The organism is Erwinia magellanica (genome assembly GCF_039023495.1).
GTDB lineage: Bacteria > Pseudomonadota > Gammaproteobacteria > Enterobacterales > Enterobacteriaceae > Erwinia.
In genome coordinates this window covers 492019-514621 of record NZ_JBCHVC010000004.1, presented here as the reverse complement: position 1 = coordinate 514621, position 22603 = coordinate 492019, and the positions used below count along the sequence as shown (strand labels likewise).

Genomic DNA, 22603 nt, shown 5'->3' with positions numbered 1-22603 from the left:
TCTTCAGCACGCTTTATGAGCAAGGTTTGTCGACTCTTGCAGGAAATTTCTTCCGGTTTGCCGTTCTTCTGAGTTTTAAAAAACAGGCCTCGCGAAAGAAATTTAAATAATTGTTCACCTTTTCGCTACTTATCCATTGAAATCGCAGGGGCGCACCGTATAATTTGCTCGTTTTTTGCTGCTTGACTCAAAAGAGCAAAGGCAGTTTTATACGACACGCGACATACCCCCGAGGGGGCAGGAGAGTTTCAGCGTCATGTCAGTGTCCCTTTACAGAGTGAAATTTGCCCGAACCGTGCTGCTGCTTCAGCTGGTGACCTTTGTCGTAATCGGCGCGCTGTTTGCCTTTAAAGATCTGGCATGGAGCTTATCCGCCCTTGCAGGTGGACTGGCAGCCTGGCTGCCAAACATTGTGTTTATGATTTTTGCCTGGCGTCATCAGGCAGGAGACCCGATAAAAGGGCGTATAGCCTGGAGTTTTTTATTGGGTGAGGTGCTGAAGGTTCTGGCCACCATTCTCTTGCTTGTCGTGGCGCTGGCGGTATTTGGGGCAGTGTTTACACCGCTCGGACTGGCCTGGTTATCGGTGCTGATTGTGCAAATCGTCGCACCGGCTGTAATTAACAACAAAGGGTAAGAGGCATCATGGCTGCAGGAGAAATCTCTACGCCGCAGGAATACATAGGCCATCATCTGAATAACCTTCAGTTGGACCTGCGTACCTTCGAGCTGGTGAATCCACACGACGCACCGGCGACGTTCTGGGTATTGAATATCGACTCCATGTTTTTCTCTGTGGTGCTGGGACTGGTGTTCCTGGTGCTGTTTCGTAAAGTTGCGAAGACAGCCACCAGCGGCGTGCCGGGAAAAATGCAGGCCGCGATTGAACTGGTTGTCGGCTTTGTCGATGACAACGTTCGCGACATGTACCATGGTAAAAGCAAAGTAATCGCACCGCTGGCTCTGACGATTTTCGTCTGGGTCTTCCTGATGAACTTCATGGACCTGCTGCCTATCGACTTGCTGCCCTATATCGGTGAGCACTTCTTAGGTTTGCCAGCGTTGCGTGTTGTGCCTTCTGCAGACGTGAACATCACGCTCTCAATGGCACTTGGCGTATTTATTTTGATTCTGTTCTACAGCATCAAGATGAAAGGCATTGGCGGCTTTACTAAAGAGCTGACACTGCAACCCTTCAATCACCCGATTTTTATTCCGATCAACCTGATCCTTGAAGGTGTGAGCCTGTTGTCCAAACCGGTTTCCCTGGGTCTGCGACTGTTCGGAAACATGTATGCGGGTGAATTGATTTTTATCCTGATTGCCGGTCTGTTGCCGTGGTGGTCACAGTGGATTCTGAATGTGCCCTGGGCCATTTTCCACATCCTGATCATTTCGTTGCAGGCTTTCATTTTCATGGTCTTAACGATTGTCTATCTGTCGATGGCATCTGAAGAACATTGATTTTTTTCTCAACACTACTGCGTTTTAACTGAAACAAACTGGAGACTGTCATGGAAAACCTGAATATGGATCTGCTGTACATGGCTGCCGCTGTGATGATGGGCTTAGCGGCAATCGGTGCTGCGATCGGTATCGGCATCCTCGGAGGCAAATTCCTGGAAGGCGCCGCGCGTCAACCGGATCTGATCCCTCTGCTGCGTACGCAGTTCTTTGTTGTAATGGGTCTGGTGGATGCAATCCCAATGATCGCTGTTGGTCTGGGTCTGTACGTGATGTTTGCTGTCGCGTAATAACCGATAGTTCATCGCTGGTCACCTGGCGATGAACCGATTCTTCCGGTTGGCTTGCCGGCCGGAGAAAAAGTTAACTTAACAAGAGGCATTGTGCTGTGAACATTAACGCAACAATCCTCGGCCAGGCTATCGCGTTCATCCTGTTTGTCCTGTTCTGCATGAAGTACGTATGGCCGCCGCTGATGGCCGCTATCGAAAAGCGCCAGAAAGAAGTTGCCGAAGGCCTTGCTTCCGCTGAACGTGCCAAAAAAGATTTGGATCTTGCACAGGCTAATGCGACCGATCAGCTGAAAAAAGCGAAAGAAGAAGCTCAGGTAATCATCGAACAGGCTAACAAGCGTCGTTCGCAGATCCTGGACGAAGCGAAAGCTGAGGCTGAGCAGGAACGTAACAAGATCGTCACCCAGGCGCAGGCTGAAATCGACGCCGAACGCAAACGTGCACGTGAAGAGTTGCGTAAGCAAGTCGCGATGCTGGCTGTGGCTGGCGCCGAAAAAATCATTGAACGTTCCGTGGATGAAGCTGCTAACAGCGACATCGTTGATAAACTGGTCGCTGAACTGTAAGGAGGGAGGGGCTGATGTCTGAATTTACTACTGTAGCTCGCCCCTACGCCAAAGCAGCTTTTGACTTTGCTGTTGAGCATCAAAGTGTCGATCGCTGGCAGCAGATGCTGGCGTTCGCTACCGAGGTAGCCAGCAATGAACAGGTAGCAGAACTTCTTTCCGGCGCGCTTGCGCCGGAAGCGTTGTCTGCACAGTTCATCGCTATCTGTGGTGATCAACTGGACGAAGCCGGTCAAAACCTGATTAAGGTCATGGCCGAAAACAAACGTTTGCCAGCGCTTCCCAGTGTTCTGGCTCAGTTTATCCAGCTACGTGCCGCACATGATGCGACCGCGGACGTTGAGGTAATCTCTTCCACCACACTGAGTGACGAACAGCTGACCAAAATCAGCGCCGCTATGGAAAAACGTCTGTCACGCAAAGTTAAGCTGAATTGCAAAATCGATAAGTCTGTAATGGCAGGCGTAATCATCCGTGCGGGTGATATGGTCATTGACGGCAGCGTACGCGGCCGTCTTGAGCGTCTTGCAGACGTCTTGCAGTCTTAAGGGGACTGGAGCATATGCAACTGAATTCCACCGAAATCAGCGAACTGATCAAGCAGCGCATTGCTCAGTTCAATGTAGTGAGCGAAGCTCACAATGAAGGCACTATTGTTTCCGTCAGTGACGGTATCATCCGCGTAAACGGCCTGGCCGATGTTATGCAGGGTGAGATGATCGCACTGCCGGGCAACCGTTACGCAATCGCACTGAACCTGGAGCGCGACTCTGTTGGTGCAGTAGTGATGGGCCCTTACGCTGACCTTGCCGAAGGCATGAAAGTTAAGTGTACTGGCCGCATTCTTGAAGTCCCGGTTGGCCGTGGCCTGTTAGGTCGCGTGGTGAACACCCTGGGTGCACCAATCGATGGCAAAGGCGCAATCGACAACGATGGCTTCTCGCCAATCGAAGTGATTGCACCAGGCGTTATCGATCGTCAGTCTGTTGACCAGCCTGTACAGACTGGCTACAAGTCAGTCGATGCGATGATTCCAATCGGCCGTGGCCAGCGTGAGCTGATCATCGGTGACCGTCAGACCGGTAAAACCGCGATGGCGATCGATGCCATCATCAACCAGCGTGATTCCGGCATCAAGTGTGTGTACGTCGCTATCGGTCAGAAAGCGTCGACTATCGCTAACGTGGTTCGCAAACTGGAAGAGCACAATGCGCTGGCTAACACCATCGTGGTTGTGGCTACCGCTTCTGAGTCTGCTGCGCTGCAATACCTGGCTCCGTATGCCGGTTGCGCAATGGGTGAATACTTCCGTGACCGCGGTGAAGATGCACTGATCGTATACGATGACCTGTCTAAACAGGCTGTTGCTTACCGTCAGGTTTCTCTGCTGCTGCGTCGTCCACCGGGCCGTGAAGCTTTCCCTGGCGACGTGTTCTATCTCCACTCTCGTCTGCTGGAACGTGCATCACGCGTAAGCGCTGATTATGTTGAGCGTTTCACCAATGGCGCAGTGACAGGTAAAACCGGTTCACTGACCGCGCTGCCAATCATCGAAACTCAGGCTGGCGACGTTTCTGCGTTCGTTCCGACTAACGTAATCTCGATTACCGATGGTCAGATCTTCCTGGAAACGAACCTGTTTAACTCCGGTATTCGTCCGGCAGTTAACCCAGGTATCTCGGTATCCCGTGTGGGTGGTGCAGCTCAGACCAAGATCATCAAGAAACTGTCCGGTGGTATTCGTACCGCGCTGGCACAGTATCGTGAACTGGCAGCGTTCTCTCAGTTCGCTTCCGATCTGGATGAAGCAACCCGTAAACAGCTGAGCCATGGTCAGAAAGTGACCGAGCTGCTGAAACAGAAACAGTATGCGCCGATGTCCGTAGCGCAGCAGGGTCTGGTGCTGTTTGCGGCCGAGCGTGGCTTCCTGAATGACGTCGAACTGGCGAAAATTGGCAGCTTCGAAGCGGCGCTGCTGGCTTTTGCGGATCGCGATCACGCTGAGCTGATGGCTGAAATCAACCAGGCTGGTAACTATAACGGCGAAATCGAAGAGAAGCTGAAAGGCCTCCTCGAAACGTTTAAGAAAACCCAGTCCTGGTAATGTCTGGCGGCTTGCTCCTCAGGGAGCAGGCCGCAAGGCTTTGAGGAGAAGCTTATGGCCGGCGCAAAAGAGATACGTAGTAAGATCGGAAGCGTCCAGAACACGCAAAAGATCACCAAAGCGATGGAAATGGTCGCCGCCTCCAAAATGCGTAAATCGCAAGAACGCATGGCGGCCAGCCGTCCTTATGCAGAGACCATGCGCAAAGTGATTGGTCACATTGCGTTAGGGAATCTGGAGTACAAGCACCCTTACCTGGAAGAGCGTGACGTCAAGCGCGTCGGCTACCTGGTCGTGTCTACCGACCGCGGGCTTTGTGGTGGTTTGAACATTAACCTGTTCAAAAGATTACTGGCAGATATGAAAGGCTGGTCTGATAAAGGCGTCGAGAGCGATCTCGCCATTATCGGCTCTAAAGGCCTGTCGTTCTTCAGCTCTGTTGGTGGCAACGTGGTTGCCCAGGTGACCGGCATGGGAGATAAACCTTCTCTGTCCGATCTGATTGGCCCAGTGAAAGTCATGCTGCAAGCCTATGATGAAGGTCGTCTCGACAAGCTGTTTATCGTCAGCAACAAATTTATCAACACTATGTCCCAGTCACCACAAATCGTCCAGCTGCTGCCGTTACCGCCAGCAGATGAAGACGAAGGCGTTGTGAAGAAGAGTACCTGGGACTATCTGTATGAGCCGGATCCGAAAGCGCTGCTGGATACATTACTGCGTCGCTACGTCGAGTCTCAGGTTTACCAGGGTGTTGTAGAAAACCTGGCCAGCGAGCAGGCCGCGCGTATGGTGGCGATGAAAGCTGCGACCGACAACGGCGGAAACCTGATCAAAGAGCTGCAGTTGGTATACAACAAAGCTCGTCAGGCCAGCATCACCCAGGAACTTACCGAGATTGTCGGTGGGGCCTCCGCGGTTTAACCAGGTATACCCTGCTGAGGCTCAGAGCTGGCGGGGTATAAACGAATTAGGTAGAGGATTCAAGATGGCTACTGGAAAGATTGTCCAGGTAATCGGCGCCGTTGTGGACGTCGAGTTCCCTCAGGACGCAGTACCACAAGTGTACAGCGCCCTTGAGGTTAAAAATGGTGATGCTCGTCTGGTGCTGGAAGTCCAGCAGCAGCTGGGTGGTGGCGTGGTTCGTACCATCGCCATGGGTTCTTCCGACGGCCTGAAGCGCGGTCTGGAAACGGTTGACCTTGAGCACCCAATCGAAGTGCCAGTTGGCACTGCCACACTTGGCCGTATCATGAACGTGCTGGGTGAGCCTATCGATATGAAGGGCGACATCGGCGAAGAAGAGCGCTGGGCCATTCACCGTGCAGCACCTTCTTATGAAGATCAGTCAAACTCGCAAGAGCTGCTGGAAACCGGTATCAAAGTTATCGACCTGATGTGTCCGTTCGCTAAGGGCGGTAAAGTTGGTCTGTTCGGTGGTGCGGGTGTAGGTAAAACCGTAAACATGATGGAGCTGATCCGTAACATTGCGGCTGAGCACTCAGGTTTCTCCGTCTTTGCCGGTGTGGGCGAGCGTACCCGTGAAGGGAACGACTTCTACCACGAGATGACCGACTCTAACGTTATCGATAAAGTTTCTCTGGTTTATGGCCAGATGAATGAGCCACCAGGAAACCGCCTGCGCGTAGCGCTGACCGGCCTGACCATGGCTGAGAAGTTCCGTGACGAAGGTCGTGACGTACTGCTGTTTATCGATAACATCTACCGTTACACCCTGGCCGGTACTGAAGTATCAGCACTGCTGGGTCGTATGCCTTCTGCGGTAGGCTATCAGCCAACGCTGGCGGAAGAGATGGGTGTCTTGCAGGAGCGTATTACCTCCACTAAGACCGGTTCAATCACCTCCGTTCAGGCCGTTTACGTCCCTGCGGATGACTTGACTGACCCATCACCAGCCACCACCTTTGCGCACCTTGACGCAACCGTGGTACTGAGCCGCCAGATCGCTTCTCTGGGTATCTACCCGGCGGTTGACCCACTGGATTCTACCAGCCGTCAGCTGGATCCACTGGTTGTTGGCCAGGAGCACTATGATACCGCTCGTGGCGTTCAGTCCCTGCTGCAACGTTATCAGGAACTGAAAGATATCATCGCCATCCTCGGTATGGACGAACTCTCTGAAGAAGACAAACTGGTGGTAGCACGCTCTCGTAAGATGCAGCGCTTCCTCTCCCAGCCCTTCTTCGTGGCAGAAGTCTTCACCGGTTCTCCAGGCAAGTATGTGTCGCTGAAAGATACCATCCGTGGCTTTAAAGGTATCATGGAAGGTGAATTCGACCATATGCCAGAGCAGGCCTTCTACATGGTTGGTTCCATCGAAGAAGCCGTGGAAAAAGCGAAGAAGCTGTAACAGTTTCTCTGGAGGTTAATCATGGCTATGACTTATCACCTGGACGTTGTCAGCGCAGAACAGCAGATGTTCTCCGGTACAGTACAGAGAATCCAGGTGTCAGGTAGCGAAGGTGAGTTGGGGATTTATCCTGGCCACGCTCCGCTGCTGACCGCCATTAAACCTGGTATGGTTCGCATCGTTAAACAGCAGGGCGACGAAGAGTATATTTATCTCTCCGGCGGCTTGCTGGAAGTGCAGCCGGGCGCGGTTACCGTGCTGGCTGATACAGCGATCCGCGGAACCGACCTCGACGAAGCTCGTGCGATGGAAGCGAAACGCAAAGCCGAAGAGCATATGAACAGCTCTCACGGTGATGTGGACTTTGCTACCGCGTCGGCTGAACTGGCTAAAGCGATCGCCAAACTGCGCGTGATCGAGTTGACCAAAAAAGCGATGTAACTCAGGTTTAAGCAGCCCGAATGCCAGTCAGGAAACTGACTGGCATTTTTTTTGCCGAGAAAAATGTAGTATTTTCACATCGAAACAGTTTTACTTCCGTTTACTTACTGAAATTCAGGATATCTATGTCTAACAGCGCAATGAGCGTGGTGATCCTTGCTGCCGGCAAGGGTACCCGCATGTACTCCGATCTGCCGAAAGTACTGCATCGCCTGGCAGGAAAGCCAATGGTGCAACATGTTATCGATGCGGCGAACAAGCTTGGTGCCGCCCATGTCCATCTGGTTTATGGCCACGGCGGCGAGCTGCTGAAGTCAGCCCTGCCTGAGCCTTCGCTTAACTGGGTATTGCAGGCGGAACAGCTGGGAACAGGCCACGCCATGCAGCAGGCCGCGCCCTACTTTGCCGATGATGAAGATATTCTGATGCTCTATGGGGACGTGCCGCTGATCTCAGTAGAGACGCTGCAACGTTTACAGCAAGCCAAACCTGAAGGCGGTATCGCCCTGCTGACAGTGATGCTGGATAATCCAACCGGCTACGGACGCATCCTGCGTGAGAATGGCTCGGTGGTGGGGATTATCGAACAGAAAGATGCCTCCCCTGCCCAGCTCGCGATCAAAGAAATCAACACCGGCATTCTGATGGCTAACGGAGCCGATCTGAAGCGCTGGTTAAGCAAGCTGACCAATAACAACGCTCAGGGTGAATATTACATCACCGATATTATCGCCCTTGCCCATCAGGAAGGCCGCGTTACCGAAGCAGTGCATCCCGAGCGGACCACCGAAACGGAAGGCGTGAACAACCGCCTGCAACTGTCTCAGCTTGAGCGGGTGTATCAGGCGGAACAGGCTGAGAAACTGCTGTTAGCGGGTGTGATGCTGAAAGATCCCGCCCGTTTCGATCTGCGTGGTGAGCTGACCCACGGAAGAGATGTCGAAATCGATACCAATGTGATTATTGAAGGCCGGGTAGTGCTGGGCAATCGCGTTAAAATTGCCAGCGGCTGTATCCTTAAAAACTGTGTGATTGGCGATGATTGTGAAATCAGCCCCTACAGCGTAGTGGAAGAAGCGGAACTCTCTGCGGCCTGCACCATCGGCCCGTTTGCCCGTCTGCGCCCCGGCTCGCAGCTGGCAGAAGGCGCGCACGTAGGCAACTTTGTCGAAATGAAAAAGGCATCCTTAGGTAAAGGCTCCAAAGCGGGGCATCTGAGCTATCTGGGTGACGCCAAAATCGGCGCAAACGTCAATATCGGTGCCGGCACCATTACCTGTAACTACGATGGCGTTAATAAATCCCTGACGATTATTGGCGATGATGTCTTCGTGGGGTCTGATACCCAGCTGGTAGCGCCGGTCTCGGTCGCCGCTGGCACAACCATTGCGGCTGGCACCACGATAATGAAAGATGTCCTGACCGCCGGGCTGGTTTACAACCGCAAAGAGCAGAATCTGAAAACAGACTGGCAGCGTCCGGCGAAGAAGAAGTAAATCAATCGGGCAGCGCATGCTGCCCCACTATTATTCTTGAGGGACTTATCCCTCACGCAAGTGCAGTTATAAATATAATCCCCACTCTCTACAAAGGCTCGGGGAACCGGTAAAGCCGGACTAATCAGGTCAGAAGACAAAGTTAATGATCCACAGGATCATGACGACAGGAATAACATTATGTGTGGAATTGTAGGTGCAGTTGCCCAGCGTGATATCGCTGAAATCCTGCTTGAAGGGTTACGTCGCCTCGAGTATCGGGGTTATGACTCTGCCGGTGTGGCAGTGGTCACCGCAGAAGGCCAGGTCACGCGTCTGCGTCGTCTGGGAAAGGTCGCTAAGCTGGCCGAAGCTGCGGAAACCAACCCGCTGGTGGGCGGCACGGGTATTGCGCACACGCGCTGGGCTACGCATGGAGAGCCTTCCGAGGCTAATGCGCATCCCCATATCTCTGAACATATTATTATCGTTCATAACGGCATCATTGAAAACCATGAACCCCTGCGTGAACTGCTGACGGAACGGGGCTATATTTTCGCCTCTGAGACCGATACTGAAGTGGTTGCTCACCTGGTTCACTGGGAGCAGAAACAGCAGGGGGGGACGCTGCGTGAAGTGGTACTGCGCGTGATCCCTCAGCTGCGCGGTGCGTATGGCATGGTGATTATGGACAGCCGCGATCCGTCGGTGCTGGTGGCTGCGCGTTCCGGCAGCCCGCTGGTAATTGGCCGTGGCGTGGGCGAGAACTTTATCGCTTCCGATCAGCTGGCCCTGTTGCCGGTGACTCGCCGCTTTATCTACCTGGAAGAGGGCGATATTGCAGAGATTACCCGCCGTGACGTGAAAATTGTTAATCGTCAGGGTGAGTCAGTAGAGCGCAGCGAAATCGAATCTACCGTACAGTATGACGCGGGCGATAAAGGCCAGTTCCGTCACTACATGCAGAAAGAGATTTATGAACAGCCGATGGCGATCAAAAACACGCTGACCGGGCGCTTCAGCCACGGCGAAGTGGATCTCTCTGAGCTGGGTCCCAATGCCAACGAGCTGCTGAAGCAGGTTGAGCATATCCAGATCGTGGCCTGCGGCACCTCTTACAACTCCGGCATGGTATCGCGCTACTGGTTTGAAGCGCTGGCGAACGTCCCTTGTGATGTCGAAATTGCCTCTGAATTCCGCTATCGCAAATCTGCGGTGCGCAAAAACAGCCTGCTGATTACCCTCTCTCAGTCTGGCGAAACGGCGGATACGCTGGCGGCGTTGCGCCTCTCTAAAGAGCTGGGCTATCTGGGGTCGCTTGCCGTCTGTAACGTGGCTGGCTCCTCGCTGGTGCGTGAGTCTGACCTGGCGCTGATGACTAAAGCCGGTACCGAAATTGGCGTGGCTTCAACCAAAGCGTTCACCACCCAGCTGACCGTACTGCTGATGCTGGTGGCCAAAGTGGGCCGGCTGAAAGGCATGGACGCGCAGATCGAGCATGATATCGTGCATGGCTTGCAGGCGCTGCCAAGCCGTATCGAGCAGATGCTTTCCCAGGACAAGCTGATTGAAACGCTGGCTGAAGAGTTCTCTGATAAGCATCATGCGCTGTTCCTGGGCCGTGGCGATCAGTACCCGATTGCGATGGAAGGGGCGCTGAAGCTGAAAGAGATCTCCTATATTCATGCGGAAGCCTATGCGGCAGGTGAACTCAAGCATGGCCCGCTGGCGCTGATCGATGCCGATATGCCGGTGATTGTGGTTGCACCTAATAACGAGCTGCTGGAAAAGCTGAAGTCGAATATTGAAGAGGTTCGCGCGCGCGGTGGCCTGCTCTATGTCTTTGCTGACCAGGATGCCGGTTTCAGCAATTCGGAAGGGATGCGCATTATCCCGCTACCGCACGTTGAGGAGATTATTGCCCCTATCTTCTACACCGTTCCGTTGCAGATGCTCTCCTATCACGTAGCGCTGATCAAGGGCACGGACGTTGACCAGCCGCGTAACCTGGCGAAGTCAGTGACGGTGGAATAGTCCGCTTCTCTGGCAAGGGAGAACAGTGGGATGAGTGACTGATTTTCCCTGAGAAAATCCGGTTATGCCGATTAAAAGGCTGACCGGATTTTTTATTGGTGATGCAGAGAAAAGGATATGGCTGGTTCTTTAAAGAACCCGGTCACAAGGAGTGGGTTAAGAAGGAAATATCGACAGATATTATTGATCTTTTCGCAGACCGGTTTTAATGCCGCCACAGCAGAAAATGCTGTAAGTAATCACATGTTATTAAAAACAGTATTGACTTCGTTTTAAAGATGCGTAGATTATTAGTCAACGGCAGACGAAAGTTGTCTGTCAGTAGTAAGTTCTTAGTTAGTTAGTTAGTTAGTTAGTTAGTTAGTTAGTTAAGTAAGTAAGTAAGTAAGTAAGTAAGTAAGTAAGTAAGTAAGTAAGTAAGTAAGTAAGTAAGTAAGTAAGTAAGTAAGTAAGTAAGTAGTTTGACGCTTAAGAGCGTAAAAGAGTTATCTGCGATAAAGGCCTCGTTATATTGTTGTATGGGGATCATAGTGAGGAGCTGTCAGCCCACATGATGTTTTAAGGCCACGTAGTTGTTATGTTGATCGCAGTGGGGATAAAGTCGCGATGATGTAAGGCAACGCATCAATAAGTGAAGATGTAAAGCCACGCATCAAAAAGTAGATATCGCGAGGGGAATTGTACTGGTTCAGCCTGTCTGGTGTAAGAGTAAAAAGGCAGGTCGTGTTAATTGGTAATAATAGGAGGTATTTATAGAATCAGAACCTAATATTATCTTTGCGAACTTGTACATGCTAAGTTGTACAAACAGCAGTATGTGAAAATTAAGTAATTTAATGCTAATTAATGAAAGTGTAGTACCCTAAAAGCCCTGGCTGTCATAGTCAGGGCTTTTATTATTTTACAGATGAAATATTTATTTACAGCCGTGTTTTCGCGCGATGTACAAAAAAATAAGCTTCCTGCCCCTGATACCCCCTGTTAGCTGCCGCACTAAATCCAGTCCGTTATACCCACCTGGCTGCCGCCCCAACTTTTGTCATAAAACTGTCATATTACGTACACGGTAATGTCATCAAACTGTCCTATTTTGCCTCCAGCAACAATCATTATTCCTGTTAAAACAGCAGACCTGAAATCCCCTGGAGGGAACATGACACTGATGCAAAAAACCCTGGCTCAATGCGTAGCTGTAACCCTCTCATTGAGCGCGGTTTCTGCAATTGCCGCCACTAATCTGACCGGCGCTGGCGGCACCTTCCCGGCGCCTGTTTATAATAAATGGGCTGCTGACTACAACACCGAAACTGGCGCACAGGTTAACTATCAGGGCATCGGTTCTTCCGGCGGTGTAAAACAGATCATTGCCAGGACTGTGGATTTCGGTGCATCTGATGCGCCAATGAAAGATGAAGATTTGCAGAAAAATGGCCTGTTCCAGTTCCCTACCGTGATCGGCGGCGTAGTGCTGGCCGTTAATATTCCGGGTATTAAATCTGGCCAGCTGACGCTGGACGGAAAAACCGTGGGCGACATCTACCTGGGCACCATCAAAAAATGGAACGACCCGGCTATTACCAAACTGAACCCGGGTGTGAAGCTGCCAGACAGCAACATCAACGTGGTTCGCCGCGCTGACGGTTCAGGCACCTCGTTCGTGTTCACCAGCTACCTGGCAAAAGTTAACAGCGACTGGAACAGCAAAATTGGTAAAGGCAACACCGTAAACTGGCCTACCGGTCTTGGCGGTAAGGGTAACGACGGCGTTGCGGCCTTCGTACAGCGCCTGCCTGGCTCTATCGGCTATGTTGAGTACGCCTATGCCAAACAGAACAGCCTGGCTTACACCAAACTGATTGATGCCGACGGCAAAGCCGTGGAGCCAGGCGAGAAGAGTTTCAGCAACGCCGCGAAAGGCGCTAACTGGAGCGAATCTTTCGCACAGGACCTGACTTACCAGAAAGGAGCTGATGCCTGGCCAATCTCCTCCACCACCTTCATTCTGGTGCACAAAGAGCAGGCAAATGCTGAGAAAGGTGCTGCTGTACTGAAGTTCTTTGACTGGGCTTACAAAAACGGTGGCAAAACCACTAACAGCCTGGACTACGCTTCACTGCCGGACTCTGTTGTTGAGCAGATCCGCGCAGCATGGAAAACCAACGTAAAAGACGGCTCGGGTAAAGCGCTTTACTAAGCGGTTGTAGGGGCCGGTTAATCCGGCCTGTTCCATCGGGCGGCATCGTCGTGCCGCCCCTACACTTTCAATATCGGGAATCCTATGGCTGAAACCAAGCCGACATTTAAAGCCCCCGGCAAACAGGGTGACCTCATCTTCGGTGCGCTGGTAAAACTGGCTGCGCTGATTGTGCTGTTTCTGCTCGGCGGCATTATTGTCTCTCTGATCTTCTCCTCCTGGCCCAGCATGCAGAAGTTCGGCTTCTCTTTCCTGTGGACCAAAACCTGGGATGCTCCCAACGAACAATTTGGTGCGCTGGTGCCTATCTATGGCACCGTCGTGACCTCGGTGATTGCGTTAGTTATCGCCGTTCCGGTTAGTTTTGGCATCGCGCTGTTCCTGACAGAACTTGCCCCTGGCTGGTTACGCCGCCCTCTGGGTGTGGCGATTGAGCTGCTGGCCGCAATCCCAAGTATTGTCTATGGCATGTGGGGGCTGTTTATCTTCGCCCCGCTGTTTGCTAACTACTTCCAGACGCCGCTGGGCGACCTGATGGCGAACATTCCCATCGTTGGCGCGCTGTTCTCGGGGCCTGCATTTGGGATAGGCATTCTGGCTGCCGGAATTATTCTGGCCATCATGATCATTCCCTACATCGCTTCAGTGATGCGTGACGTGTTTGAACAGACTCCGGTGATGATGAAAGAGTCGGCGTATGGCATTGGCTGTACCACCTGGGAAGTCATCTGGCGGGTGGTGCTTCCGTTCACCAAAAATGGTGTGATTGGCGGCGTGATGCTGGGCCTGGGCCGTGCTCTGGGTGAAACCATGGCTGTGACCTTTATTATCGGTAACACCTACCAGCTGGATAGTCCTTCACTGTTTATGCCGGGTAACAGTATTACCTCGGCACTGGCAAACGAATTTGCCGAAGCTGAATCCGGTGTGCATACCGCCGCACTGATGGAGCTGGGTCTGATCCTGTTTGTCATCACCTTTATCGTGCTGGCCTGCTCAAAGTTCATGATTTTACGTCTGGCGAAAAGTGAAGGAGCGCGTTCATGACCACCATGGAGATGCAGACTCGTGCTGAGCTGTTAGCGTCACGCCGTAAAATGCAGGCATGGCGTCGGATGAAGAACCGCATTGCTCTGACCCTGTCGCTGCTGACCATGGCGTTTGGGCTGTTCTGGCTGGTGTGGATCCTGTTTGCCACCGTGACGCGCGGCGTGGATGGTATGACGCTGTCGCTGTTTACGGAAAATACGCCGCCGCCCAATACGGCGGGCGGTGGTCTGGCGAACGCTATTGCGGGCAGCGGATTGCTGATCCTCTGGTCCACAGTGATTGGCACCCCGCTCGGGATCATGGCCGGGATCTATCTGGCGGAGTATGGGCGTAAATCCTGGCTTGCAGAAGTGATCCGTTTTATCAACGATATCCTGCTTTCTGCTCCCTCAATTGTGGTTGGCCTGTTTGTTTACACCCTTGTAGTGGCTCAGATGCAACACTTCTCGGGCTGGGCTGGTGTGATTGCTCTGGCGCTTTTGCAGGTCCCCATTGTGATTCGTACCACGGAAAACATGCTGAAACTGGTGCCGGACAGCCTGCGTGAAGCGGCCTATGCGCTGGGTACGCCGAAATGGAAGATGATTTCAGCCATTACGCTCAAGGCTTCTGTCTCCGGCATTCTGACCGGGGTACTGCTGGCGATTGCCCGTATTGCCGGAGAGACCGCTCCGCTGCTGTTTACGTCGCTCTCTAACCAGTTCTGGAGTACCGATATGATGCAGCCGCTGGCTAACCTGCCGGTGACCATCTTTAAATTTGCCATGAGTCCGTTTGCCGAATGGCAGAGTCTGGCCTGGGCGGGGGTGCTGCTGATAACCGTTTGCGTGCTGTTACTCAATATCCTGGCACGCGTTATTTTTGCCCGTAGTAAACATTAATTTCCTGGCGCGGCTGCGGCGGCGCGAATAAGCGAGAAAGAGAATGGCTGACAACACCTCACGTAAGATGATTCAGGTTCGTGATTTGAACTTCTACTACGGTAAATTTCATGCGCTGAAAAACATCAATCTGGATATTGCCAAAAACCAGGTTACCGCCTTTATCGGCCCGTCAGGCTGTGGCAAGTCCACCCTGCTGCGTACTTTTAACAAAATGTTCTCCCTTTATCCGGAGCAGCGCGCCGAAGGCGAAATCATGCTGGATGGGGAAAATATTCTGACCGCCAGCCAGGATATCGCCCTGCTGCGCGCCCGCGTGGGGATGGTATTTCAGAAGCCCACGCCGTTTCCGATGTCCATTTATGACAACATTGCGTTTGGCGTACGTCTGTTTGAAAAGCTCTCGCGTGCTGATATGGATGAGCGCGTACAGTGGGCGCTGACCAAAGCGGCGCTGTGGACGGAAACCAAAGACAAACTGCATCAGAGTGGTTACAGTCTCTCGGGCGGCCAGCAGCAGCGTTTGTGCATTGCGCGGGGAATTGCGATTCGCCCTGAAGTGCTGCTGCTTGATGAACCCTGCTCTGCGCTGGATCCTATCTCTACGGGCAGAATTGAAGAGCTGATCACCGAGCTTAAGCAGGATTACACCGTGGTTATCGTTACGCACAACATGCAGCAGGCTGCACGGTGCTCCGATCACACGGCCTTTATGTATCTGGGCGAACTGATTGAGTTCAGCGACACCGACACGCTGTTCACCAAGCCGCATCAGAAACAAACTGAAGACTACATTACCGGCCGCTACGGTTGAGTTGACTGGAGAATACGATGGATAACCTGAATCTGAACAAACATATCTCCGGGCAGTTTAACGCCGAGCTGGAGCATATCCGTACCCAGGTATTAACCATGGGTGGGATGGTTGAACAGCAGTTGACGGACGCGATTACCGCCATGCATAACCAGGATGGCGAGCTGGCGAAGCAGGTCATCGAGGGCGACCAGAAGGTCAATATGATGGAAGTGTCGATTGATGAAGCCTGTGTGCGCATCATCGCCAAACGTCAGCCAACCGCCAGCGATCTCCGTCTGGTGATGGCGATTATCAAAACCATCTCTGAGCTGGAGCGTATTGGCGATGTGGCCGAAAAAATCAGCCGCACGGCGCTGGAGAAGTTTGGGCAAAGTCATCAGCCGCTGCTGGTGAGCCTGGAGTCCCTTGGCCACCATACTATCCAGATGCTGCACGATGTGCTGGATGCATTTGCGCGCATGGATCTCACTGCGGCGATTGAGATCTACCGGGAAGACAAAAAAGTAGACCAGGAGTATGAGGGCATCGTGCGCCAGCTGATGACCTATATGATGGAAGATCCGCGAACCATTCCAAGCGTGCTGACCGCGCTGTTCTGTGCTCGTGCTATCGAACGCATCGGTGACCGTTGCCAGAACATTTGCGAAATTATCTTCTACTTTGTTAAAGGACAGGATTTCCGCCACGTTGGCGGTGACGAGCTGGATAAGCTGTTAACCGGCGACAGCAATGGCGAGAACAATCCCACCTGATCCCTCCTCAAGCCGGGTTCGCCCGGCCTGCTTTTTTCGTCTGGAATGTAACCGCTGAAAACGTATACTTGCCGCACGACATTCTGGCAAGGAACACTCATGACACAAAAGAGAGCTGTAAAGGGCGCCACTCCGGGTAAAGCGATGCTGGCTGCCATTAGCGGCTACGCCATGGACGGTTTTGATCTGCTGATCCTGGGCTTTATGCTGCCCGCCATCAGCCTTTCACTGGCGCTGAATCCCTCTCAGGCCGGCTCGCTGGTGACCTGGACGCTGATTGGCGCAGTTATGGGTGGCATTATTTTCGGTCATCTCAGCGACCGCTTCGGGCGCATTCGCGTCCTGACGTTTACTATTCTGATGTTCTCTCTCTTTACCGGGCTTTGCGCTATTGCGCAGGGTTACTGGGATCTGTTGCTCTATCGCACGCTGGCGGGCGTTGGCCTGGGCGGAGAGTTTGGCATCGGGATGGCACTGATCGCCGAGGCATGGCCTGCCAACAAGCGTAACCGTGCTTCAGCCTGGGTTGGCATCGGCTGGCAGCTGGGCGTGCTGCTGGCGGCGTTTATCACTCCTTTCCTGCTCGGCTATATTGGCTGGCGCGGCATGTTTCTGGTGGGGCTGTTGCCTGCCCTGGCTTCTTTTGCCATCCGTCGCGGCATGGGCGAGCCGGAAGGCTTCACCCGGCATGTTGACGTGAATCAGGGGCTTTCTTTCTCCGCCCGTATCAGGCTGCTGTTTAAGGATGCCACCACCACCAAAGCCAGCCTGGGGATCTTTATCCTCTGTTCGGTGCAGAACTTTGGCTATTACGGCCTGATGATCTGGATGCCAAGCTATCTCTCCAGCAATTTTGGCTTCTCACTGACTAAATCGGGACTCTGGACCGCGGTGACGGTAGTAGGAATGACCTTTGGTATCTGGCTGTTTGGCGTACTGGCTGACCGCTTCGCCCGTTGGAAAATTTTCCTGCTTTATCAGTTCGGCGCGGTAGTGATGGTGATTGTTTATGCCCAGCTTCGCGATCCCACGGTGATGCTCTTTACCGGCGCGATTATGGGCATGTTTGTGAACGGTATGATTGGCGGCTACGGTGCGCTGATTTCCGACACCTATCCAGCCCAGGTCCGTGCCACCGCGCAGAACGTATTGTTTAACCTTGGCCGCGGCGTGGGCGGCTTTGGGCCGCTGGTTATTGGGCTGCTGGTGGTTAATCTCTCCTTTACGGCAGCAATTACTCTGCTGGCTTTAATTTACCTGCTGGATATTGCGGCCACGCTGTTTCTGCTGCCGAAAAAGCAGGGGAGTGAGGATGTGCTGGGGGCTATTGGCTGAAGCCAGGCAAAGAGCCTGACGCAGCAGCGGCATACTGATGCCGGGGCATTCCCCTTGCCCCGGTTCTTCAGCCCGCGATGTCCCACCCGCGTTCACGCCACAGCGCCGGGAGCTGTGACATCTCCGTAAAAGAGGTGACCAGCGGGTGATCGAGCGGCTTGTTGTGCGCATCCGCACAGAAGTAAAACACCGGGATGCCCGCAGCGATACCGGCTCTGGCTCCCGCTTCTGAATCATCTACCAGAATGCACTGCTCAATCGCCACTCCCATCTGCTCTGCGGCGTGCAGCATAAGCGCCGGATCGGGCTTCCAGCTTGATATATCGTAGCCGCTGTACAACCGGTCATCAAAATGGTGCAGCATACCGGTCAGCCCCAGCGAGTGCTGCATTTTAGGCACGGTGCCGTTAGAGACCACGCACATAGGTACGGTGACCCGATCCAACAGCGTTCTGGCACCAGCAATCGGTTTCAGTTCCAGATCAAAAAGCCGCGCAACCTCTTTACGATAGGCTGGCTCAAACTCTTCTCTGCTCACAGTAAGGTGATGCTCTGCACAGACATCGTCGATGATCTCATAGAGCTTGACGCCTTTGTACTTTTCAAACATCTCCTGTAGCGAAAGCTCGCCGCCAAACCGGGCAAAGGTGTTTACATAGGCTTGAGTACACAGCAGCTCACTGTCTACCAGCGTGCCATCACAATCAAAAAATATGCAGCCAACGGTCATTAAACACTCCCTTCGTTATTTTCTTGTCCTTTCACTTTACTTCACTGGCGAGGGTTTGCGCTTAACAAATGTCAATTCCAGTTAGCGGTTGCGATCTTGCAACAAGATCAGCGCAATCGGTTGCGAAAAATCCCTGCGGTTGGCTACCAAAATAAATTTTATAGGTTAGGATAGCCGTCGTTAACTTTTCTCCGTTTTGGAATCACAAAATGAATAATTCAGGTCTACTACAGCGGATCTTTAAATTGCAGGAGCACGGTACGACAGCACGTACTGAAGTGATTGCTGGTTTCACTACCTTTCTGACGATGGTGTACATCGTGTTCGTTAACCCGCAGATCCTCGGCGTGGCGGGCATGAACACTCAGGCGGTTTTCGTGACCACCTGTCTGATTGCGGCCGGGGGCAGCATCCTGATGGGCCTGGTGGCTAACCTTCCGGTTGCGCTGGCGCCGGCGATGGGCCTGAATGCCTTCTTTGCTTTTGTTGTGGTAGGTGCAATGGGCATCTCCTGGCAGGTAGGCATGGGTGCCATCTTCTGGGGGGCGGTGGGACTGCTCCTATTGACGATTTTCCGCATCCGTTACTGGATGATTGCGAATATCCCGGTCAGCCTGCGCGTGGGGATTACCGCCGGGATTGGTCTGTTTATTGCGATGATCGGCCTGAAAAATGCCGGCATTGTGGTACCCAATAAAGATACGCTGGTGGCAGTAGGCGATTTAACCTCCCACAGCGTCCTGCTGGGCGCGCTGGGTTTCTTTATTATCGCCATCCTGGCCTCCCGTAACATTCATATTGCCGTTCTGATCTCGATTGTGATCACCACCCTGATTGGGCTGGCTATAGGCGATGTGAAATTTGGTGGCGTGTTCTCAGTGCCAACCGGCGTCACTTCCGTAGTGGGTCAGGTCGATCTGGCTGGCTCGTTCAATGTCGGCATGGCTGGCATCATCTTCTCCTTTATGCTGGTTAACCTGTTTGACTCTTCAGGTACGCTGATTGGCGTGACGGATAAAGCGGGCCTGACCGACGAAAAAGGCACTTTCCCACGCATGAAGCAGGCACTTTACGTAGACAGCATCAGCTCCGTAGCGGGTGCTTACATCGGCACCTCTTCCGTAACGGCCTACATTGAAAGCTCTTCCGGCGTCTCCATTGGTGGACGTACAGGCCTGATGGCGGTAGTGACGGGCATTCTGTTCCTGCTGGTGATGTTCCTGTCGCCGCTGGCAGGCATGGTGCCTGCCTATGCAGCCGCCGGTGCGCTGATTTACGTTGGTGTGCTGATGACATCAAGCCTGGCGCGCGTAAAGTGGGATGATTTGACGGAAGCGGTTCCTGCATTTGTTACCACCGCAATGATGCCGTTCAGCTTCTCTATTACTGAAGGTATCGCGCTGGGCTTTATCTCCTATTGCGTGATGAAGCTGGGCACTGGTCGCTGGCGTGAAATCAGCCCTTGCGTGGTGATTGTTGCGCTACTGTTTGTGCTGAAAATTGCTTTTATCGACGCTCACTGATCCCCAGACAGGCCGTGAAAACGGCCTGTTTTTCACCTTTTACTCCCTCTCTTTTTCTTCGCCGGACGCCGGTTATCAACAGCTCCCTATTCTCTCCGCTGGCATGCTGGTCAGACGCAGCACGCGTTCACCCATATTGGCTTTGTTGATCTGAATCTCCTGCAACCGGACCCAGTTCTCCTTCTCATCAAGCTCCCAAAGATGCAGCCGTTCGTTGCCCGGCGAAAAGGCGCAGGACCAGAGCAGCAGGGGTTCAACGTCTGAAACAGCCTGAATATCCGGAAAATTTAGCGCTCTTAATCTGCCTGAGGCGGGGTGTAAACGCAGCGAGTCACGCGGGTTTTCTGCCCGATCCGTCAGCTTCAGCAGGCTTTTGCGCATTGCCCAAAGCTGGGTAGCAGCCTCAGCCGGATCGGTTTGGGCATTGATCCAGGCTCTCTCTCCCGAAGAGAGATCGCGCAGAAAGAGATCCATCGTCTGACGGCTGTGGGCACGCATAATCTCCATTCCCAGCCCGGCTCTGCCACCTTCCTCGGCCAGCAATACGCCAACAATACTCCCGGCATAGCCAATACTGAAGTCAGGCAAATCGCCATCGACAAAACGAGGGCGGCCACAGGGGGAAAGGGTTAATTCAGGAAGTTGCGTAATACCGTAAATCCGCAGCATCAGTTCAGCCAGCAGCGAACGGGCGGCGAGATAGCGTGTTCGGCGTTTTTCAGCCAGGGTGTCGGCAAAATTTATCAGTTTCTGGGGGAGTCTGGGCACCAGCGGGGTGCCGTGGACAAGTGTCCGGCGTGCAAAATGACCTGCCATCTGTCGCTCCATGAAAATGGTCGGAATTTCATCACTGTTATTGTAAGAATTTTCTTAGCAAATATCACCTCTCTTACTCTTTAATTGAAAACTTTCAGATAAAGATCATGTTTTACGGCCTGAGCCATAAAAGTGAGCCTCTCAGATCCTGAAGAGAAAATGTCTGGATGAAAAACAGAAAGATGAAGGTGAGCAACTGAAGCACAACCACAAGCGTGAAGGGAGCCGGGCCGTCAGGTTAAGAACCCTGACGGCCCGGTATGATTCGCGGTGACAAAAACAGAGAAGTAAAAATTGTCAGCCAGCGGCGCAGGCTTATTTACCGATGCAGAAACTGGAGAAGATGCGCCCCAGCAAATCATCAGAGGTAAATTCGCCAGTAATCTCACTTAACGCCTGCTGCGCGACCCGAAGTTCCTCAGCAAGAAGTTCACCAGCACGTGCGCCCAGCAGCTGGTCGCGCCCCTGAAGTAAGTGAGTGGACGCTAACTCAAGCGCCTGAAGATGGCGACGGCGGGCGAGAAAACCGCCTTCCATATTACCGGAAAAGCCCATGCTCTCTTTAAGATGGTTACGCAGCACATCAATGCCATCACCGGTGCGGGCTGAGAGACGAATAAGTGAGTGACCATTCACTTCCGTTAAGCCCTGAAGCTCACCGGTAACATCTGCTTTATTACGTACCACGGTGATCGGTAGCGACTTCGGAAGGCGCGCAATGAAGTCCGGCCAGATTTCAGCGGGTTCTGTCGCGCCCGTTGTGGTGCCGTCGACCATAAACAGCACGCGGTCAGCCTGTTCTATCTCCTTCCAGGCGCGTTCAATACCGATACGCTCCACTTCATCGCTGGCTTCACGCAACCCAGCCGTGTCAATCACATGCAGCGGCATACCGTCGATCTGAATATGCTCGCGCAGGACATCGCGCGTGGTACCGGCAATGTCGGTCACAATGGCAGCTTCACGGCCTGCCAGCGCATTCAGCAGGCTGGATTTGCCGGCATTAGGGCGTCCGGCAATCACCACCTTCATTCCTTCACGCAGCAGGCTACCCTGGCGGGCTTCGTTACGCACCTCGTCGAGATCGCCTATCACCTGATTCAGCTGCGCTTCAATTTTGCCGTCAGAAAGGAAGTCAATCTCCTCATCGGGGAAGTCGATCGCTGCCTCTACATAGATTCGCAGGTGAGTGAGCGCTTCCACAAGGTTGTTTACACGCAGCGAAAAAGCGCCCTGTAGCGAGTTTAAAGCGGAACGCGCCGCCTGCTCTGAACTGGCATCAATCAGATCTGCAATTGCCTCTGCCTGCGCCAGGTCGAGTTTGTCGTTCAGGAATGCACGTTCAGAGAATTCACCAGGACGGGCAATACGTACGCCTGGCAGGGAGACGATCCGCTTTAACAGCATATCGAGGATTACCGGCCCGCCATGCCCCTGAAGCTCCAGCACATCCTCTCCGGTGAAGGAGTTGGGGCCGGGGAACCACAGCGCGATGCCCTGATCCAGCGCGTTGCCTTCGCTGTCGCAAAAAGGCAGGTAATCGGCATAGCGTGGTTTTGGCAGCTTGCCCAGCAGCGCCTGAGCCACCTCTGACGCCTGGCTGCCGGAAACCCGCAGAATGCCCACACCACCGCGGCCTGGCGGGGTCGCCTGAGCGACAATAGTTTCGCTGTGACTCATAGTTAACTCTCTTTTTAAGGCAAAAAATAAGGCGGTCATCTGACCGCCTTATTTTACTGGGTTATTTGCGGTTATTC

Annotated in this window: 21 protein-coding genes; 18 read left to right on the top strand and 3 right to left on the bottom strand. The window is 53.1% G+C overall.

Going from position 1 to position 22603, the window contains the following annotated elements; genetic code table 11:
- Positions 1-256: 256 nt before the first annotated feature.
- From atpI to AAH450_RS16775, 17 genes are all read left to right on the top strand, one after another.
- A complete protein-coding gene (gene atpI, locus AAH450_RS16855) occupies positions 257-637 on the top strand; it encodes a F0F1 ATP synthase subunit I (protein WP_318788958.1) in 381 nt (126 codons plus the stop codon).
- A gap of 8 nt (positions 638-645) precedes the next feature.
- Positions 646-1464, top strand: a complete 819-nt coding sequence (atpB, locus tag AAH450_RS16850; protein WP_306209243.1) for a F0F1 ATP synthase subunit A — start codon at positions 646-648, stop codon at positions 1462-1464.
- 50 nt (positions 1465-1514) lie between these two features.
- A complete protein-coding gene (gene atpE, locus AAH450_RS16845) occupies positions 1515-1754 on the top strand; it encodes a F0F1 ATP synthase subunit C (protein ID WP_003849523.1) in 240 nt (79 codons plus the stop codon).
- A 98-nt stretch (positions 1755-1852) separates the two neighbouring features.
- Entirely contained in the window at positions 1853-2323 is a 471-nt protein-coding gene (atpF, locus tag AAH450_RS16840) for a F0F1 ATP synthase subunit B (protein WP_034918222.1), read from the top strand.
- Positions 2324-2337: 14 nt separating this feature from the next.
- Complete coding sequence (gene atpH / locus AAH450_RS16835; protein WP_306209245.1) at positions 2338-2871, top strand: F0F1 ATP synthase subunit delta; 534 nt, start codon at positions 2338-2340, stop codon at positions 2869-2871.
- Between the two features lie 14 nt (positions 2872-2885).
- The gene (gene atpA / locus AAH450_RS16830; RefSeq protein WP_342911228.1) at positions 2886-4427 is read left to right on the top strand and encodes a F0F1 ATP synthase subunit alpha; all 1542 of its coding nucleotides are present in this window, start codon (positions 2886-2888) and stop codon (positions 4425-4427) included.
- A gap of 54 nt (positions 4428-4481) precedes the next feature.
- On the top strand, positions 4482-5351 hold the full coding sequence (atpG, locus tag AAH450_RS16825; protein WP_318788960.1) for a F0F1 ATP synthase subunit gamma: 870 nt from the start codon (positions 4482-4484) through the stop codon (positions 5349-5351).
- Positions 5352-5415: 64 nt separating this feature from the next.
- Positions 5416-6798 carry a F0F1 ATP synthase subunit beta gene (gene atpD, locus AAH450_RS16820; RefSeq protein ID WP_306209250.1) on the top strand — a complete coding sequence of 461 codons (1383 nt, stop codon included), beginning with the start codon at positions 5416-5418 and terminating at the stop codon, positions 6796-6798.
- Between the two features lie 21 nt (positions 6799-6819).
- The gene (locus AAH450_RS16815; protein ID WP_342911227.1) at positions 6820-7239 is read left to right on the top strand and encodes a F0F1 ATP synthase subunit epsilon; all 420 of its coding nucleotides are present in this window, start codon (positions 6820-6822) and stop codon (positions 7237-7239) included.
- A gap of 125 nt (positions 7240-7364) precedes the next feature.
- Positions 7365-8735 (top strand): bifunctional UDP-N-acetylglucosamine diphosphorylase/glucosamine-1-phosphate N-acetyltransferase GlmU, encoded by a 1371-nt coding sequence (gene glmU / locus AAH450_RS16810; RefSeq protein WP_342911226.1) that lies wholly within the window; start codon positions 7365-7367, stop codon positions 8733-8735.
- A gap of 180 nt (positions 8736-8915) precedes the next feature.
- A complete protein-coding gene (glmS, locus tag AAH450_RS16805) occupies positions 8916-10748 on the top strand; it encodes a glutamine--fructose-6-phosphate transaminase (isomerizing) (RefSeq protein WP_342911225.1) in 1833 nt (610 codons plus the stop codon).
- Between the two features lie 1153 nt (positions 10749-11901).
- The gene (gene pstS, locus AAH450_RS16800) at positions 11902-12942 is read left to right on the top strand and encodes a phosphate ABC transporter substrate-binding protein PstS (protein ID WP_342911224.1); all 1041 of its coding nucleotides are present in this window, start codon (positions 11902-11904) and stop codon (positions 12940-12942) included.
- A gap of 84 nt (positions 12943-13026) precedes the next feature.
- Complete coding sequence (gene pstC, locus AAH450_RS16795) at positions 13027-13989, top strand: phosphate ABC transporter permease PstC (protein WP_318788965.1); 963 nt, start codon at positions 13027-13029, stop codon at positions 13987-13989.
- Positions 13986-14873: a phosphate ABC transporter permease PstA gene (gene pstA, locus AAH450_RS16790; RefSeq protein WP_342911223.1), complete on the top strand. Its 888-nt coding sequence runs from the start codon at positions 13986-13988 to the stop codon at positions 14871-14873. The genes pstC and pstA overlap by 4 nt, the downstream gene beginning before the upstream one ends.
- 43 nt (positions 14874-14916) lie before the next feature.
- Positions 14917-15687: a phosphate ABC transporter ATP-binding protein PstB gene (gene pstB / locus AAH450_RS16785; protein ID WP_306209263.1), complete on the top strand. Its 771-nt coding sequence runs from the start codon at positions 14917-14919 to the stop codon at positions 15685-15687.
- 17 nt (positions 15688-15704) lie between these two features.
- On the top strand, positions 15705-16442 hold the full coding sequence (phoU, locus tag AAH450_RS16780) for a phosphate signaling complex protein PhoU (RefSeq protein ID WP_342911222.1): 738 nt from the start codon (positions 15705-15707) through the stop codon (positions 16440-16442).
- Positions 16443-16541: 99 nt separating this feature from the next.
- Positions 16542-17777: an MFS transporter gene (locus AAH450_RS16775; RefSeq protein WP_342911221.1), complete on the top strand. Its 1236-nt coding sequence runs from the start codon at positions 16542-16544 to the stop codon at positions 17775-17777.
- Positions 17778-17844: 67 nt separating this feature from the next.
- Here the strand turns inward: AAH450_RS16775 and yieH are convergent, their stop codons facing one another.
- Positions 17845-18507, bottom strand: coding sequence for a 6-phosphogluconate phosphatase (gene yieH, locus AAH450_RS16770; RefSeq protein WP_342911220.1), 663 nt, complete (start codon positions 18505-18507; stop codon positions 17845-17847).
- Positions 18508-18716: 209 nt separating this feature from the next.
- Here yieH and AAH450_RS16765 point away from each other — a divergent pair, with 209 nt between their 5' ends.
- The gene (locus tag AAH450_RS16765) at positions 18717-20030 is read left to right on the top strand and encodes an NCS2 family permease (protein ID WP_342911219.1); all 1314 of its coding nucleotides are present in this window, start codon (positions 18717-18719) and stop codon (positions 20028-20030) included.
- A gap of 75 nt (positions 20031-20105) precedes the next feature.
- On the opposite strand, the gene AAH450_RS16760 is transcribed toward AAH450_RS16765, so the two are convergent.
- Together AAH450_RS16760 and mnmE are read right to left on the bottom strand one after the other, a co-directional pair.
- Positions 20106-20846 (bottom strand): 4'-phosphopantetheinyl transferase family protein, encoded by a 741-nt coding sequence (locus AAH450_RS16760; RefSeq protein WP_342911218.1) that lies wholly within the window; start codon positions 20844-20846, stop codon positions 20106-20108.
- Between the two features lie 315 nt (positions 20847-21161).
- On the bottom strand, positions 21162-22526 hold the full coding sequence (mnmE, locus tag AAH450_RS16755; protein WP_342911217.1) for a tRNA uridine-5-carboxymethylaminomethyl(34) synthesis GTPase MnmE: 1365 nt from the start codon (positions 22524-22526) through the stop codon (positions 21162-21164).
- Positions 22527-22603: the final 77 nt, after the last annotated feature.